Annotated in this window: 14 protein-coding genes; 9 read left to right on the top strand and 5 right to left on the bottom strand. The window is 59.7% G+C overall.

Annotation, left to right across the window (positions count from 1 at the left end):
* The first annotated feature begins 168 nt into the window (after nt 1-168).
* The 5 genes from HUK73_RS19605 to HUK73_RS19585 are packed head-to-tail and all read left to right on the top strand — an operon-like array spanning nt 169 to nt 7210.
* Nucleotides 169-2442 carry a TonB-dependent receptor gene (locus tag HUK73_RS19605; RefSeq protein WP_176593537.1) on the top strand — a complete coding sequence of 758 codons (2274 nt, stop codon included), beginning with the start codon at nt 169-171 and terminating at the stop codon, nt 2440-2442.
* 12 nt (nt 2443-2454) lie between these two features.
* The gene (locus tag HUK73_RS19600; protein WP_176593536.1) at nt 2455-3855 is read left to right on the top strand and encodes an aldehyde dehydrogenase family protein; all 1401 of its coding nucleotides are present in this window, start codon (nt 2455-2457) and stop codon (nt 3853-3855) included.
* A gap of 16 nt (nt 3856-3871) precedes the next feature.
* Entirely contained in the window at nt 3872-5095 is a 1224-nt protein-coding gene (locus HUK73_RS19595) for an NAD(P)/FAD-dependent oxidoreductase (protein WP_176593535.1), read from the top strand.
* A 43-nt stretch (nt 5096-5138) separates the two neighbouring features.
* A complete protein-coding gene (locus HUK73_RS19590; RefSeq protein WP_176593534.1) occupies nt 5139-6068 on the top strand; it encodes a 3-keto-5-aminohexanoate cleavage protein in 930 nt (309 codons plus the stop codon).
* Between the two features lie 26 nt (nt 6069-6094).
* Nucleotides 6095-7210, top strand: coding sequence for a CaiB/BaiF CoA transferase family protein (locus HUK73_RS19585; protein ID WP_369805575.1), 1116 nt, complete (start codon nt 6095-6097; stop codon nt 7208-7210).
* 372 nt (nt 7211-7582) lie between these two features.
* Here the strand turns inward: HUK73_RS19585 and HUK73_RS19580 are convergent, their stop codons facing one another.
* Complete coding sequence (locus tag HUK73_RS19580; RefSeq protein WP_218036409.1) at nt 7583-9211, bottom strand: transposase; 1629 nt, start codon at nt 9209-9211, stop codon at nt 7583-7585.
* Between the two features lie 325 nt (nt 9212-9536).
* On the opposite strand from HUK73_RS19580, the gene HUK73_RS19575 reads away from it, so the two are divergent.
* Nucleotides 9537-10265 (top strand): META and DUF4377 domain-containing protein, encoded by a 729-nt coding sequence (locus HUK73_RS19575; protein ID WP_176593533.1) that lies wholly within the window; start codon nt 9537-9539, stop codon nt 10263-10265.
* A gap of 510 nt (nt 10266-10775) precedes the next feature.
* Here HUK73_RS19575 and HUK73_RS19570 read toward each other — a convergent pair.
* The 3 genes from HUK73_RS19570 to HUK73_RS19560 are packed head-to-tail and all read right to left on the bottom strand — an operon-like array spanning nt 10776 to nt 13124.
* Entirely contained in the window at nt 10776-10964 is a 189-nt protein-coding gene (locus HUK73_RS19570) for a hypothetical protein (protein WP_176593532.1), read from the bottom strand.
* Nucleotides 10961-11371 (bottom strand): hypothetical protein, encoded by a 411-nt coding sequence (locus HUK73_RS19565; RefSeq protein ID WP_176593531.1) that lies wholly within the window; start codon nt 11369-11371, stop codon nt 10961-10963. Before HUK73_RS19565 ends, HUK73_RS19570 begins: the two co-directional genes overlap by 4 nt.
* The gene (locus HUK73_RS19560) at nt 11340-13124 is read right to left on the bottom strand and encodes a chloride channel protein (protein ID WP_176593530.1); all 1785 of its coding nucleotides are present in this window, start codon (nt 13122-13124) and stop codon (nt 11340-11342) included. Before HUK73_RS19560 ends, HUK73_RS19565 begins: the two co-directional genes overlap by 32 nt.
* A 73-nt stretch (nt 13125-13197) precedes the next feature.
* Between HUK73_RS19560 and HUK73_RS19555 the strand changes: the two genes are divergently transcribed.
* Nucleotides 13198-13611: a MarR family winged helix-turn-helix transcriptional regulator gene (locus HUK73_RS19555; protein ID WP_176593529.1), complete on the top strand. Its 414-nt coding sequence runs from the start codon at nt 13198-13200 to the stop codon at nt 13609-13611.
* Nucleotides 13612-14110: 499 nt separating this feature from the next.
* Here HUK73_RS19555 and HUK73_RS19550 read toward each other — a convergent pair whose 3' ends face one another.
* A complete protein-coding gene (locus HUK73_RS19550) occupies nt 14111-14539 on the bottom strand; it encodes an Rrf2 family transcriptional regulator (RefSeq protein ID WP_176593528.1) in 429 nt (142 codons plus the stop codon).
* Nucleotides 14540-14646: 107 nt separating this feature from the next.
* Between HUK73_RS19550 and HUK73_RS19545 the strand changes: the two genes are divergently transcribed.
* Together HUK73_RS19545 and HUK73_RS19540 are read left to right on the top strand one after the other, a co-directional pair.
* Nucleotides 14647-15072, top strand: coding sequence for a group III truncated hemoglobin (locus HUK73_RS19545; protein WP_176593527.1), 426 nt, complete (start codon nt 14647-14649; stop codon nt 15070-15072).
* Nucleotides 15065-15340, top strand: a complete 276-nt coding sequence (locus HUK73_RS19540; protein WP_176593526.1) for a DUF1971 domain-containing protein — start codon at nt 15065-15067, stop codon at nt 15338-15340. Before HUK73_RS19545 ends, HUK73_RS19540 begins: the two co-directional genes overlap by 8 nt.
* Nucleotides 15341-15346: the final 6 nt, after the last annotated feature.

The following is a 15346-nucleotide window of genomic DNA, read 5'->3' as shown; positions in this document are numbered from 1 at the left end:
CAGTCATAGGTCCGCGAAATCCCGCCCGAATTGCCGATCATGTGGCTCTCCTGCTTCACTCGATAGGTTTTCCATTTTATTGTAATACAGCGTATTATTATTCAGTTGACAATATGCTGCTTTTAGAGTGATTGCTACTGGAAATAAACGACTGTTGGGAGGATGCTCATGCTTAAACATGTGCTGTTGACGTCGGCTTCGCTCTGCGCCGTGATGGTTCCGCAATTCGCTTTAGCCCAAGCCAATCCGCCGGCCATTGCGGACATCATCGTGACGGCTCAGAAGCGCGCGGAAAATATGCAGGATGTGCCGATCGCGATCTCGGCGGTTCCAGCCAGCGCGCTTGCCGAGTCGGGCATCCGGTCGACTCAGGATCTGGCGCAGTCGGTCGCAGGCCTGAATGTCACGCGCACCACCGAAGCGACGGTATTTACCCTGCGCGGCATCGGGACGCAGGGCGGTTCGACCGGGCAGGATGGCGCGGTCGCGACCTTCATCGACGGCGTCTATATGCCTTCCATGGCGGGTGCCACCTTCGCGCTCAACAATATCGAACGGATCGAAGTGCTGAAGGGACCGCAGGGAACGCTCTACGGTCGCAACGCGACGGGCGGCGCGGTCAATGTTATCACCCGGACACCGCAGCAGAAATTCTCGATGGATGCGTCCATCGGCTACGGCAATCTTGAGACAATGGAAGGCAATCTTTACGCCACGGGTGGTCTGGCCAAGGGTGTCGCGGCAGACATCGCGGTCTATTATCGTAATCAGGACAAGGGGTTTGGCGAGAACCGCGTCATCGGAACGGACGTCAATAAATCGCGAGACTTCATCGTTCGTAGCAAATTGCTGTTCGAACTTGGTCCAGATACGAGTCTGACCCTGGCGGGAGATTACGGGCATACCAAGGGATCGCTCGCTATCGCCTATCGTCCGGTGCCGACATCCCAGCTGGTGGATGGGACCGGTTACGCGCAGTTTGTTGCCAATGGGAACGGCTATTACGATTCGCAAAGCGAATTCAATCCGGTGGTGGACACCAAATCGTTCGGCGGGTCGGCAAAATTCCAGCATGGCTTTGGTGATTTCACATTCACCAATATTCTTGCCTATCGCGGTGCTAAGGGTTTCCAGCGGGTTGATGTGGATGCAACGGCTCTGAAGATTGTCGATGCGCCGCTCTATAACAAGGAAAAGCAGTGGACGGAGGAGCTTCAGCTTTCCTATGACAGCGGCCCGATCAAGGCGATCGCCGGTTTCTTCTACATGGACGCGAAGAGTCAATATGATCCCTTCCAGATCGCGGGGCTCGCCATCAGCGGAGAGACGGGGGGGCTTTCTGACCGGCTGGTGATCTATTCCGCGCAAAAGACCCGTTCCTATGCCGGTTTTGGCCAGCTTACCTGGGAATTTGCGACCGATACCAATCTGACGCTGGGTGCCCGCTATACGGTGGACAAGCGGAGGCTCCACGCGGATCAATATTTTGGCATCGGCATTCCGCTGCCGGACGCCTATTGCTCGGCCTATTGCCGTCCTGACGGCACGCTGTTCCCGCTGGGGACGATCGATCAGGCCAAGACGTTCAAGAAACCGACCTGGCGTATTGCGCTCGATCATCAATTCGGCCGCGATCTCATGGTCTATGCAAGCTATAGCCGGGGGTTCAAGAGCGGCGTCTATAATCTGACCTCTCCGGCCGACGCGCCGGCACGGCCGGAAACACTGGATGCGGGTGAACTGGGTTTCAAATCGACGCTGATGAACCGTATCCGGTTCAATGCTGCTGCCTTCTATTATAAATATCAGAATATTCAGGCATTCCAGGTCAATGGTGCCAGCACGACGCTGACCAATGCCGCTTCGGCTAAGATCTATGGCTTCGACTTTGATTTCCAGGCGGAGATTGGTGCAGGCTTCTCCCTGTCCGGCAGTGGCGCCTATTTGCATCACCGCTATGGTGATTTCCCGGTGGCGACCATTTCCTACCTCCAGCAGCCGGCCGGTGCGCCGACCTATGCAGGTTATACGCCGGGGCTGGGCAATTATGTCTATCCCAATTGCAGCAGCGCTGCGGACAGGGGGCAATTTTATTGCTCGGCCACTGGTAACAAGCTGGTCAATACGCCGGATTTCACGCTCAATCTGACGCTCAATCATCAGGTTGAACTGGCGGGCGGCACGCTCAAGAGCAACTTTAACTGGTCCTATAATAGCGGCTTCTACTGGGCCGTGGATAATCGGTTGAAGCAGCCCAAGTTCAGCCTGTTCAACGCCCAGATGATGTGGGTCGCGCCGGAGGAACGGTGGAACATCCGTGGCTGGGTCCGCAATCTCACCAACAAGAAATATCTCTTGTCGTTGAACGAAAATGGCACGGGGGATGAGGCTGTTCCTGCACCTGGACGCACCTATGGCGTATCCCTGGGCTTCCATTTTTAAGAGGTGAGACTGATGGATAGCTTTCATCTGGTGATTGACGGAAAGCTGGTCGATGGCGCGCAGACGATGCCCGTCATCAACCCCGCGACGGAGGCGTCCATCGCTCATTGTCCGCGCGCCGACGAGGTTCAGTTGAACGCGGCGGTCGCGGCGGCCAAGGCGGCTTTCCCGGCCTGGTCCGGTTTACCGATCGAGGAACGGCGCGCCGGGCTGATCAAGGTTGCTGATGAAATGGAGGCGCGGCTGGACGAGCTCAGCCGCCTGCTGACGGCGGAACAGGGCAAGCCGCTTGACAAGGCGGTGGAGGAAATCGCCGGTTCCGCCTTCATCCTGCGCGCGCTCGCCAACCTCGACCTGCCCGAACGGACGGTGCAGGAGGATGAAAAAGGCCGCTTCGTCGAGCAGCGCTATCCCCTCGGCGTGGTCGCGGCGATCACGCCCTGGAATTTCCCGATCTCGCTGCTGCTGGTGAAGGTTCCGCCGGCCCTGCTGGCGGGCAATACAGTCGTCGCCAAGCCCGCGCCGACCACGCCGCTGACTTCGCTGCGGATTGCGGAGATGTTCAACCGTCACCTACCGGCAGGCGTGTTCAACATGATCGTTGATGCCAATGATCTGGGCAGTGCGCTGACCGCTCATCCCGATGTCGCCAAGGTGTCTTTCACCGGCTCGACCGCGACGGGGAAGAAGGTGATGGCCAGCGTGTCGAGCTTGCTCAAGCGCATCACGCTGGAACTGGGCGGCAATGATGCGGCCATTGTGCTGGACGATGTCGATCCCAAGGAAGTGGCGAAAAATCTGTTCGAAGGGGCGATGGTCAATTCCGGGCAGGTCTGTCTGGCGATCAAGCGCGCCTATGTGCATGCGTCGCAATATGATGCGGTCTGCGACGAGCTGGCGGAACTGGCGCGGCTGGCCGTGGTCGACGAAGGGACGCAGCAGGGCGCGCAATATGGCCCGCTCCAGAACAAGGCGCAGTATGACAAGGTGCGCGAAATGATTGCCGAGGCCGCCGATCACGGCAGGGTCATCGGCGGTGAGACGCTGGATCGGCCCGGCTATTTCATCCGTCCGGCCATTGTGCGCGATATCGACGATGATGCCCGCATAGTGCGGGAGGAGCAGTTCGGGCCGGTGCTGCCGGTGCTGCGCTATACGGAACTGGACGACGCTATCGCCCGCGCCAACGACACGGACCAGGGGCTGGGCGGCACGGTGTGGGCCAAGGACAAGGCGCGCGCGCTGGATGTCGCCGGTCGGCTGGAAACCGGCATGGTGTGGATCAATAGCCATATGAACATCAATCCTTTCATCTCCATGGGCGGTGCCAAGCAATCGGGCATGGGGCAGGAATTGGGGCAAAGCGGGCTGGAGGAATTCACCCAGCGCCGGCTGGTCTTCGTGCCTGCCTGAGCCTTTGGAGAGCAAGATGACCTATGATGTGGTGATTGTCGGCGGCGGCCAGGGTGGGGCGAGCGCGGCGGTGCTGCTCCGGCAACTGGGCTTTGCCGGCAGCATCGCGATTATCGGCCGGGAACAGGAAGCGCCCTATGAACGGCCGCCCTTGTCCAAGGAATATATGCTGGGTCAAAAGAGCTTCGATCGGCTTTTGATCCGTCCGGTGGACTATTGGGCGGACCATCATATCGACCTGTTGCTCGGCTGCGAGGCGGTGGCGCTCGATCCGGCGGCAAGGCAGGTGAGGCTGCGCGATGGACGGTCGGTTGGTTATGGCGACCTGATCTGGGCAGCGGGGGGCGATCCCCGGCCGATGAACTGCCCCGGCAGCGACCTGCCCGGCATCCATGCTGTACGCGACCGGGCGCATATCGACGCGATCCTGTCGGAACTGCCCGATGTGGAGCGGGTCGCCATTGTTGGCGGGGGCTATATCGGGCTGGAGGCCGCGGCGGCGCTGCGGGCGATGAGCAAGCACGTGACGCTGCTCGAAGTGCTGCCACGCGTGTTGGCGCGCGTGGCGGGGCCGCAGCTTTCGGCCTTTTTCGAGCAGGAGCATCGAGCACAGGGTGTCGACCTGCGCACTGGAACGGGTGTGACCGCCTTCGAGGGCCATGGCCGGCTGGAGGGATTGCGGTTCACCGACGAAAGCCTTGTCCCAGCGCAACTGGCGATTGTCGGCATTGGCATCATCCCGGTTGTTGGTCCGCTGCTCGCGGCGGGGGCGGAGGGGCATAATGGCGTGGAAGTGGATGAGCATTGCTGCACCAGCCTGCCCCATGTCTATGCGATCGGTGATTGTGCGGCCCATGCCAATCCCTTTGCCGATGGCACGGTGATCCGAGTGGAGTCGGTCCAGAACGCCAATGATCAGGCGACATGCGCAGTGAAGGCGATCATGGGTGAGCCCCATCCTTATCGTGCCACGCCCTGGTTCTGGTCCAACCAATATGATCTGCGCCTTCAGACGGTGGGTATTTCCGCCACGCATGACCAGACGGTGCTGCGCGGCGATCCAGCGACGCGCAGCTTTTCGGTCGCCTATCTGAAGGAGGGGCGCATCATTGCCCTCGACTGCGTCAATCAGGTGAAGGATTATGTGCAGGGCCGCAAGCTGGTGGAGGCGGGCGCCCATATCGCTGCGGAAGATCTGGCCGATGTTTCACGGCAATTGAAAAGCCTGTCGCCGGCCTGACAATGCGACAGGACGCATCACCGGCTTCAAGAGGATAGGAATAGTGGCAAGAGGTAAAGTCATCATCAGCTGCGCCGTGACGGGTGCGATCCATACGCCAAGCATGTCGCCGCATCTGCCTGTCACGGCCGCGGAGATCGCCGAGTCCGCCATCGGCGCGGCCGAAGCCGGGGCGGCGATCATCCATCTGCATGCGCGCAATCCCCTGGACGGCAGGCCGGACCAGAATCCCGACCTGTTCGAACCCTTTCTGAAGGTGATCAAGCAGCGCAGCGATGCCGTGATCAACCTGACCACCGGCGGCCATCCGTCCATGACCCTGGAGGAACGGCTGCGTCCGGCGACCCGGTTCCAGCCGGAGGTCGCCTCGCTTAACATGGGGACCATGGGCTTTGGTCTGTTTCCGATGCTGAACCGGTACAAGGACTGGAAATATGACTGGGAACCGCAGGTGCTGGAAGCCTCGCGCGATCTGGTGTTCAAGAACACCTACAAGGATATAGAGGGGCTGCTGGCGTTGCTGACGCCGCTGGGTACGCGGTTCGAGTTCGAATGCTACGACACCAGCCATCTCTATAATCTGGCGCATTTCCTGGACCGGGGATTGGTGAAGGCGCCGCTGTTCGTTCAAACCTGCTTTGGCATATTGGGCGGGATCGGCAGTCATCCCGACGATGTCATGCATATGAAGCGGACCGCTGACCGGCTGTTCGGCGATCAATATGAATGGTCGGTCCTGGGCGCGGGTGCGCGCCAGATGGGCATTGTCGCCATGGCGGCGTCGATGGGCGGCAATGTGCGCGTCGGACTGGAGGACTCGCTGTGGGGTGGTCCGGGTAGGCTGGCCGAAACCAATGCCGAGCAGGTGCAGCGTGCGCGGGAGATCATCGAAGGTATGGGCCTGTCGGTGGCGACACCCGATGAGGCGCGGGAAATTCTGAAACTCAAGGGGGGCGACCGCACCGCCATTTGAGCGCGGCGGTTTCGGATGGGAATGACGTGACGAAAGCAAGAAGCGGTCCGCTGATCGGCGTGAAGATTTTGGAAATGGGCGGCGTGGGTCCCGGCCCCTTTTGCGCGATGATGCTGGCGGACATGGGGGCGACCGTGTTGCGGGTCGAACGGACCGGCGCGCCGCCCGCCATCCCGCCGATCGATCCGGCAAAGAATCTGCTCCATCGCGGGCGTGAGATCATCAGCCTCGACCTCAAGGCAGCGGACGGCATCGAAAAGCTGCTGTCTCTGGTCGATGCGGCCGATGTGCTGCTGGAAGGGTTCCGGCCGGGGGTGATGGAAAGGCTGGGGCTGGGACCGGACATCTGCCTCGCGCGTAATCCTGCGCTGGTCTATGCGCGCATGACGGGCTGGGGGCAGGATGGCCCGATGGCGCATCTTGCCGGGCACGACATCAACTATTTCGCTATGTCGGGCAGCCTGATGCTGTGCGGACGGAAAGATGAAATTCCCTCGCCCAACCTCAATCTGGTCGCCGATATGGGCGGTGGCGGCATGTTGATGGCCTACGGTATCGTTTGCGGCGTGCTGGAGGCGCGATCAAGCGGGAAAGGGCAGATCGTCGATGCCGCGATGACCGAGGGGACGGCGCTGCTGGCGGCGATGATCCATGGCTATCGCGCCATGGGACGCTGGACCGACGATCGGGGCGTCAATCTGCTCGACAGCGGGGCACCCTTCTACGACGTCTATCAGACGGCGGATGGCCAATATATGGCCGTGGGGTCGATCGAACCCAAATTCTACGCGGAACTGATCGCGGGGCTGTCGATCGATCCGTCGGCTTTTCCGGGCCAGCATGACAAGCAAGCCTGGCCCGCGATGAAGGCGCGTTTCGCGGAGGTTTTTGCGGGCAAAACCCGCGCGGAGTGGGAAGGCATCTTCGCGGACCGCGATGCCTGCGTCACGCCGGTCCTCTCTCCCGACGAGGCGGCGACGCACGCCCATTCCAGGGCTCGGGGCATGTTCGGGCATCGGGAAGGGGTTCTTCAGCCCATGCCTGCCCCCCGCTTCAGTCGCACGCCCGGAGCTATCGCCTCGCCACCACCCGCGAATGAAACGGAATGGTGTGAAATCGACAGATGCTGGTTCGGAGAGTAAATAACGCACCAGGAAGGTGAGAATTCCTGTACTTTACAGCAGTCGTCAATGTACATGATAAATCGTTATGAACCGCTGTCCCCAGTTTACTACAATCTTTTCCACAAAAACGTGGATGGATTCCGCGATGCAGGTCTATTCGATAATCCAATGTTCGCGGAAGAGAAGCTACTTCATTTTCATGGGCGGTCCCGCCGTCTGCGTTTCGTCTTTGATCGATATCCGTTCAGAGCGCGTAGTCTATCTGCACCCAGAATTTCCTCATGTTCGCGTTGTCGGTGAAGCTTGCAATGCCTTGGCGCTCATAGTCTGTTGATAGGCAGCGAAGCAGGCCCTTGGCCAGATACGTAAGCGGGGCAAACTCCCGGGCGGTCAGGCGGGAGCGGCGCTGACGAGGTCCGGCAGCCATGGAACGGATGGCGCGCCGGGAACGGCGAAGCGATCACCGAGGAATTGGTAGAAGGAGACGCCAAGCTTGGCACAGGTTTTGATCAGGCCGAGCATGATGTCGCGAGCGATCCGTCCTTGTTCGCTAACGGTGCCACCGGAAATTTTGCGCTTGGTGACAAAGCTGCGGATATCGTTTTCCGAACCGTTGGTATGCAACGGGATTTCGGGACGTGTCAGAACGCGCAGGAGATCGTTTTTCTGGCGGTAGAGGCGTGCCAATTGCCGATCGAGCATCACAAAGCCGGTTTTGCGGGCAAAGATCCGGTCAAAACGAACCCTGAGGGCACGGCCCCGTTTGGGATCCGGATGCTTTTGCCAGGCTTTGAGATCGGCGTAGAACCACCAGATCAACGTGCGGATGAGTTCGAGCGCTTCACGATCTTTCTTCGAGCGGGGATGGAGTTTGTGGACCAGCCTTTCTGCATGTACCCAGCACAACGCATGGTTGCTGCCGACGCGGAACTGACCGGCGCCATCGGAGACGATAGCTGTGTCGCCGAGCAGACCTTGTTCGCAAAGGGCGCCCCATAGCGCGCCTTCGGTCGCGACCTTGGTGGGATCGGGCGTGACGCTCAACTTGTCAAAGCCCAGCGCGCAAAGATGCGCCTGCCACGCCTCGGGGCTCTCAAAATGCTTGGCTTCGTGGGCTTCCAGCACGGCAATCGGTTCGGACGCGAGGTTCATCTCGCGCATTTTGGCTAGCGCTTCGTCGTTGACGACAAAATGGCTGATGCCCGCCTGAAGAAGATTGAGAAAATTGCGCCGCGATTTGGAAAAGCTGCTGCGAAACACCGCGAAGCGCCGATCCCCAAGATGGGTGACATACCCATTCTTGCGAGCATGCGGAGCGGAAGTGTCGTCGACATTGATCCATTGCGCCGTGGAAATCCCCGTGGCTAAAATCGCCCGATCTTCGGCAACCAGATCGTCGAGCCCACGGCTGAGCAGTCGTACGACCTGGCGTTTGGAAATGGCCAAACCCATCCCGTTCAACATCGAGCACAGCCGTTCGCTGGTGATCTGACCTTGGAAATGACCCGCCGTGATAAAGCGCCGTAGCTCGGGGCCAAAGCCTCCCAAAATGCCCGCCGGCAACTCTGCTGCGATCCGCTTACCATCAGGACCCCGCCAAATCTCGCGACGATAGCGGATGACGTCAACTTCAAGCCGAAGATCCTGCACCAAGACGTCTTCGTAACCCTTGAAACGTGAGCCATCAGGAACTGCCGCTTTCAGCGTCACATCCCGGCTGACGGTGAGCTTCGATTGCACCGCCCCACGCCTCCGCTTGCTCCGCTTCTTCCCCGGTGTCGGTGACGTCGACTTCTCCATCCCCGATGGCTTCGACTTGAAGCGGGGACGCGGCGGATCGCCCTTCAATCGCGCAATCTCGTCCCGTAATGCCTGGATCTCCAGCTTGTCAGCCGCCCTCTCGATCAGCAGATCCTGGTTCGTCGCTTCCAGACGGTCGCAACGCTCAACCAGCGCAGCAACAACCCGACGAATATCCTCCTCGCCTCTTGTACCGCCAATGTCGTTGCCCGAAGTCATCGGCAGTGTGAATCACGCCAAACCAACCTTGTCCAGTCCCCCTGCCCGGAAATTTGCCCCGCTTACGCCAGATACCGCGCATCCCTATGAAATAGCGTCGAAAACCGAAAATTGACTGGGGTCGCGATAGGTGCCTATTATAACCCCATGGAAACATCGAAATCAACGTAATTTCAATTGCGTATGGATGATCCCGTGGGGATCTGCGTCGACGCCGATCGGCACCCGCGACTCCTGCGATCCTGTCAATCGTACAACATTAATGACATATTCGGTTCAGTCCTTATTCTCCAAAGGGGCAGGCAACAACGATAGGGAGTTTTTGATGATCTTTGACTACCGGGTTGCTCGAACGGCCATTGGGCTGGCGGTCTTATGCTCGGCTGCTGTTGCCACAGCCGCGACCAAACCCGCCTCGCAACCGCGTAACATTTTCGCGCTTGCCGCCAATCATTGGGATCTGGTGGAATGGACAGGAGGGCAGGTGCCCCAGGGCAAGCGGCTCCGGCTCGATTTCGATGCCAAGAGGGGCAGCTTCTCCACCGAGACGATGTGCAACCGTGCGGGCGGCGCTTATCGGGTGAAGGGGAAGACGATCCGCTTGGGCAACGCCAAGGGGCAATTCGCCAGCACAATGATGGCTTGTCCCGAACCGGCGATGACCGTGGAGCGGGCCTATACGCAGAGCCTTGCCGCTGTTCGGACCTACAGGATCGAGGGTAACCGGCTTGTGTTGCGCACTGCCAAGGGGGAGAGCCTGACCTATCAGGCTGCGCACAAGCCCGCCGCTGATGCGCCGCGCAAGCTCATCTACGTTTCCGCCGATACGAAGCCATGCACCGGTGTTGCTCCGATGACCTGTCTCCAGGTCCGCGAGAAGGAGACCGACGCCTGGCAGCTTCATTATAGCGGGATCGTCGATTTCGATCCGCAGCCGGGCATCGAGTACCGCCTTCGGATCGTGGAGGAGAAACTAGCCAACCCACCTGCGGACGCATCCTCTATCCGTTGGACTCTGGATCAGGTGATTGAGCAGCGGGTCGTGAACCGGTAAATGGCGTGTACCTCTCGTTGCATATGGCGGCGAGAGGCGTTCGGTGCGCGCGCTTATTTGTTCACCTCTATCCTGCTCTGTGTTAGCGTTCGGCCCTGGACCAAATGCCCGTGAAAGAGCCGAAATCTGTCGATCGGCGTCGACGCAGATCCCTACGGGATCATCCATACGCAATTGGAATTACGTTGATTTCGATGTTTCCATGGTATCATAATAGATGTCTATCGCGACCCCCCGTCAATTTTCGGTTTTCGACGCTATTTCATAGGGATGTGCGGTATCTGGCTAAGGGCCTGCTTCACTGCCTATCAGCAGGCTGGAGGTTGGGGATGTCGACTCTTTGTGGTCGTTTGGCTGCCAATTTTCTGCTCTCTGCTGCGGACCGTCCCCTTTTCCTATCCGAAGGTTCCCGATTGGCCGTTTCCAGAACCACGGCGCGGCGGTAAGCGACTTAGGAAAGCAGCCACATCGGGTTGAAGAACGCCGCCGTGCCGCAGATGGTTGGGACCGTCAGGGCGTCAATATGATATTGATCGCAAGCCGTACATGCTGGCGGCTCTGCGCCGGTTCACTGATGCCCGGGAATGCTTCGCGTCGCAACCGTCGCACCAGAATGCGCAACGCCGCCCGGTCAGGCTTCTGGCGTGCACCGACGATAGCGAGCAAGGCAGGATAGTTCCATCCCGGCGCAGCCATCATCTGCCGCTCCGCTTGGCGCTGTCAGCTGATCCTTCCGGATTGCCGCTGGAGAACCACAGAAATAGTGTACCGAACAAGGCGCATAGTGCGCTCAGCCTGACAAACTCGCTGCGGGTCAGGCCGCTCAGGAACAGGATCGATAACAGGGTTAAGACGATGAGCGCCGCCCAGGCGGGATGATGCAGCCTGCTGGCAAAGGTGGACGCGAGCCAGCACAGCACGCCAGCAGCCAAGGCGCTTGCGGCCACAAGGGCGATGGACTGGACGATGATCGCGATGACAAACATCGGCAGCGTCTCCTTGTTCAGACGCTGCCGCCGCCCCAGCGCCGGCAGCATCTTCTCGAGACATTTATATCGTATTACGATATAAATGTCAAAGCGGGCGGTTTGCCATGGATTTTCCAATTGGCCGTATCCGTTCCGTTTCGCTGTTGCGACGCTTGTGCCGCGCCTTGAGCAGATCCTGCCGCGTCAAAATGCCAATCACCTTTCGACTGTCTCGCTCTACGATCGGGATGCGGCCAATGCCGGATTGGACGATCATGTCCGCGACCAGGCCGCTCGTGCTATCGGGAAAGGCGACGGGTTGCGATGCATCCGATAGACTTTCCGCCAGGGTAACGGGCCGGGCAATGCCTTCCACCTGCCAGCGCAATATGTCGCTGCGCGATACCAGCCCAAACAGGCGACCCGCCCCATCCACGACCGGATAGCTGCGGTGCCGAGCCCGCTCCTCAAAAAAGCCGATTGCCGCTTCAACCGTCATGTCGCCCGAAAGCGTATCGGGGCGCGTCGTCATCAATTCGCGCACCTGCATCAGGTCGAGCGCATCGACGCTATATTCCTGCAGGATATGCCGTCCGCGTCGCGCGATCTTCTCGGTCAGGATCGACCGGCGCATCAACAGGACGCTGACGGCATAGGCGCTCACAGAGCCGGCGACGCACAGCGGCAGGGCCTCAAAATGGCCAGTCAACTCGGCAGCGAACAGTGCCCCCGTCAACGGTGCACGCATGGCGCCGCTCATGATGCCCGCCATGCCGATCATCGCCCAGAACCCGGCATCGCCCGGCAAATAATGGCCCACCAGGCAACCGAGCGCGCCGCCCAGGATCAGGAGCGGAGCCAAGACGCCGCCCGATGTTCCCGACCCCAGCGCAATCAGCCAGACCAGCGCCTTGATCAGCAGAAGCGTTATGACCGCCCGAACCTCAAGGCTGTTTTCCAACAAGGCATGAATATTGGCATAGCCCGCCCCCAGCACATGGGGATCGATGAGGCCGCCCAGCCCCACCACCGCCGATCCCAGCGCGGGCCACCACATCCAATGGATCGGCAGGCGATGAAAGCTGTCCTCGATCCGGTACAGCGCCTTCGACAGCAGGGATGCTTCTGCGCCCAGAAGCATCCCCAGCCCGAGAGCACAGCCGAGCGGCAGGAGGCCACCGGGCGTATGCAGATCGGCCGCGAACATCGGGCCGCTTCCGATGAGCCAGGGCCGCCAGGCGAAGGATGTCAGCACCGCCAGTACGACAGGCACGAAGCTGCGCGGTTTCCATTCAAACAACAGCACTTCGATCGCAAGCAATATGGCTGCAAGCGGCGTCCCGAAAATCGCCGCCATCCCGGCCGCTGCTCCTGCAACCAGCAACGTCTTGCGCTCAGCCGCGCTGAGATGGAAGCATTGGGCGAACAGCGATCCGATCGCGCCGCCCGTCATGATGATTGGCCCTTCCGCGCCGAAGGGACCCCCGCTGCCTATGGAAATGGCGGAAGAAAGCGGTTTGAGGATGGCGACCTTCAGGGAAAGCCGGCTTTCCCCGAACAGAATTGTCTCGATCGCTTCGGGAATGCCATGGCCGCGAATCTTCTCCGACCCAAAGCGCGCCATGAGGCCGACGGCAAGGCTGCCGATCAGGGGGATGACAAGAACAGCGAAACCAGCGGCAAAGTCCGCCATGTCGACATCCTGCACCGACAGGCGCCCGCGCCAGAAGATGTTGGTGGCGAGCGCAATGAGCTTGAGCAGGACCCAGGCCCCGGCCGCTCCACCACTTCCAGCGACGAGCGCCATCGCGGCCAGCATGATCATCCGGCGATCCGCGCTGTGATCGCCAAGATGAGCCTCTTCAGTGGAAGCGGAGGCTTCCCGAATCATGCGAAATCCTTCTTTGTGGAACAGGTGCAATGCAATTATATCGTAATACGATATATATCAAGAGAAGGTGATCATGGAGGTTGATAACGCCGCCCTGAAGGACGAAGATTATGAGGCGCTGGCAGAATTCCGATTTGCACTGCGCCAGTTTCAGGCGTTCAGCGACGAACGCGCGACCGAGATGGGGCTGACGCCGCAACAGCATCAGGCCCTGCTTGCCCTGCGCGCTGCACCTGCGGAGGATGCGACGGTCGGCTTCGTGGCAAAGCGTTTGCTGCTGAAACCGCACAGCGCCACGGGCCTTGTCGATCGGCTGGAGAAATCGGGTCTGGTGACGCGTCACGCAACGGCAACGGATCGGCGTCAGGCCCGATTACAATTGACGCCAAGCGCCCTGGAATTGCTGGCCGGCCTGTCAGCAACGCACAGGGAGGAAATCAGGCGCTTGCGCCCGCTGTTGCAGAATTTGCTGGCGCGCTTTGGATGAACTCAAGCGACAATTGACCGATGCCGATTTTTCCGGCTTCAGTTTACGGCAATCCACGTCTGAGCGACCGGCTTTGGCGCTCTACCGAACAGCCGCTGCTTGCCCTGACCTAGCTGATTCGAGAATGTCGACTTGGCGGAGAACAACGCAGGAAAGCTGGCGTACCTCAAGGGGAAAAGCCTCCGCCCTTTACCCGACAAACACTGCAATTGTAGAACAGCCTTAGGCTGAACACTTAGTCCACAACAAAAAGGCCCGTCTTTTGGCCGCAGGGCTTGCTGCAAAGCCATTCGTTGCAGAGCGCGTCATTGTCGGAAGCATGGTTCTCCTCGCAGTCGATATGATGTCGCTGAATGATGGGTCTTCACTGAGCAGTTCTTCCAATAGGTAAAACGCATGCGTCAAAGTGCAACGCCACCGTGTGGAATGGGTCGGCTCCACTTCTTACGGCTATCTCGCAGACGCTGGCTCCAGCTCCATTGGGATGACCGGCGACGCACTATCGTGAGTCGATCGAATCGAAGATGTCCTTGAATCGGGCAGGTTCCGTTACGAGATCCGCAAGCGTGTAACGATCGAGCACGGCCAGAAAGGCGTCTAGGGCTTCTTTCAGAACGCCGGTCAATCGACAGGCCGGCGCAATGACGCAGTTCCCGCAATCCACCAGATCGAAACCCCCTTCGGTATGGCGCACCAGCTCGCCCAGATTGATTTCCGCCGGTTTCCTCCCGAGGCGGATTCCGCCTCCGCGTCCTCTGAGACTCTCGATATATCCGGCTCGCGCCAGGTCGTTCACGACCTTCATCAGATGGTTCTGCGAAATGTCATAGGCCTGTGCGACCTCTGCGATTGAAGACAGGCGGTCCGGTCGTGCGGCGAGATAGAGCAGCACGCGCATCGAATAGTCCGTGAAGAGCGTCAGCTTCATGACCGATTCGGCCCATTTTCAATCATGTCTGGATAATATGCATCAGCATTGCATCTTTCAAATGGATGTTATAGATGCATTTACAATACATGATTGGAGCTTGAGTCGTGAATGGCCTTTCACGTATCGACGAAAGGGGTCTGCAGAGCCTGGTGGAGGCTTTCTACGCCCGCGTTCGAGCCGATGCCGAGCTTGGCCCGATTTTCAACGATGCGGTGCTTGACTGGCCGGAGCATCTGAAGAAGTTGACCGCCTTCTGGTCGTCGGTGATGCTCGCAAGCGGGCGCTATAAGGGGCAACCCGTTGCCGCGCACCAGAGGCATATGGCGCGGATTTCGCCAGAACTTTTCGATCGCTGGCTGTTGCTCTGGAGGCAGGCGACCGATGAGATGATGGCCGCGAACGCTGCCGCAGCCCTTCAGGCCAAGGCGGCGCAGATTGCCGAAAGTTTGCAGCTCGCCATGTTCTTTCGGCTGTCCCGCGATCCAGTGCCAGACGAGGATCGGCAAGAAGGGAAAGCGCGTCATGGCTGATGTCCGACCCTATCGGTCCACGCCCGTCTTCGATCAGGATACGCTTCCTGCCGCTCTGCGCGCCCGCCATGCCACGAAGGCGGGTGTATGGGGGGTGATAAGGGTCCTGGAGGGGCGCCTTCAATTTACCTGTCTGGATCCTGCGTCGGAATCCGTCCTGACCCCCGGCAGCCCGGGTGTCGTGTTTCCCCAGCAACCGCATTTCGTGACGCCTCTCGGCCCCATGAAGATGCAGATCGACTTCTACGATCAGGCGCCCTTTCCCTGACCGGCC

Origin of the sequence: Sphingobium sp. EM0848 (genome assembly GCF_013375555.1) — a bacterium.
In the GTDB taxonomy this organism is placed as follows: Bacteria; Pseudomonadota; Alphaproteobacteria; order Sphingomonadales; family Sphingomonadaceae; genus Sphingobium.
This window is presented reverse-complemented; position numbering and strand designations above follow the sequence as displayed.

Coding starts and splice junctions, on each gene's coding strand:
- HUK73_RS19605 (WP_176593537.1), top strand. CDS start 169: ATGCTTAAACATGTGCTGTTGACGTCGGCTTCGCTCTGCGCCGTGATG.
- HUK73_RS19600 (WP_176593536.1), top strand. CDS start 2,455: ATGGATAGCTTTCATCTGGTGATTGACGGAAAGCTGGTCGATGGCGCG.
- HUK73_RS19595 (WP_176593535.1), top strand. CDS start 3,872: ATGACCTATGATGTGGTGATTGTCGGCGGCGGCCAGGGTGGGGCGAGC.
- HUK73_RS19580 (WP_218036409.1), bottom strand. CDS start 9,211: ATGACTTCGGGCAACGACATTGGCGGTACAAGAGGCGAGGAGGATATT.
- HUK73_RS19575 (WP_176593533.1), top strand. CDS start 9,537: ATGATCTTTGACTACCGGGTTGCTCGAACGGCCATTGGGCTGGCGGTC.
- HUK73_RS19570 (WP_176593532.1), bottom strand. CDS start 10,964: ATGATGGCTGCGCCGGGATGGAACTATCCTGCCTTGCTCGCTATCGTC.
- HUK73_RS19560 (WP_176593530.1), bottom strand. CDS start 13,124: ATGATTCGGGAAGCCTCCGCTTCCACTGAAGAGGCTCATCTTGGCGAT.
- HUK73_RS19555 (WP_176593529.1), top strand. CDS start 13,198: ATGGAGGTTGATAACGCCGCCCTGAAGGACGAAGATTATGAGGCGCTG.
- HUK73_RS19550 (WP_176593528.1), bottom strand. CDS start 14,539: ATGAAGCTGACGCTCTTCACGGACTATTCGATGCGCGTGCTGCTCTAT.
- HUK73_RS19540 (WP_176593526.1), top strand. CDS start 15,065: ATGGCTGATGTCCGACCCTATCGGTCCACGCCCGTCTTCGATCAGGAT.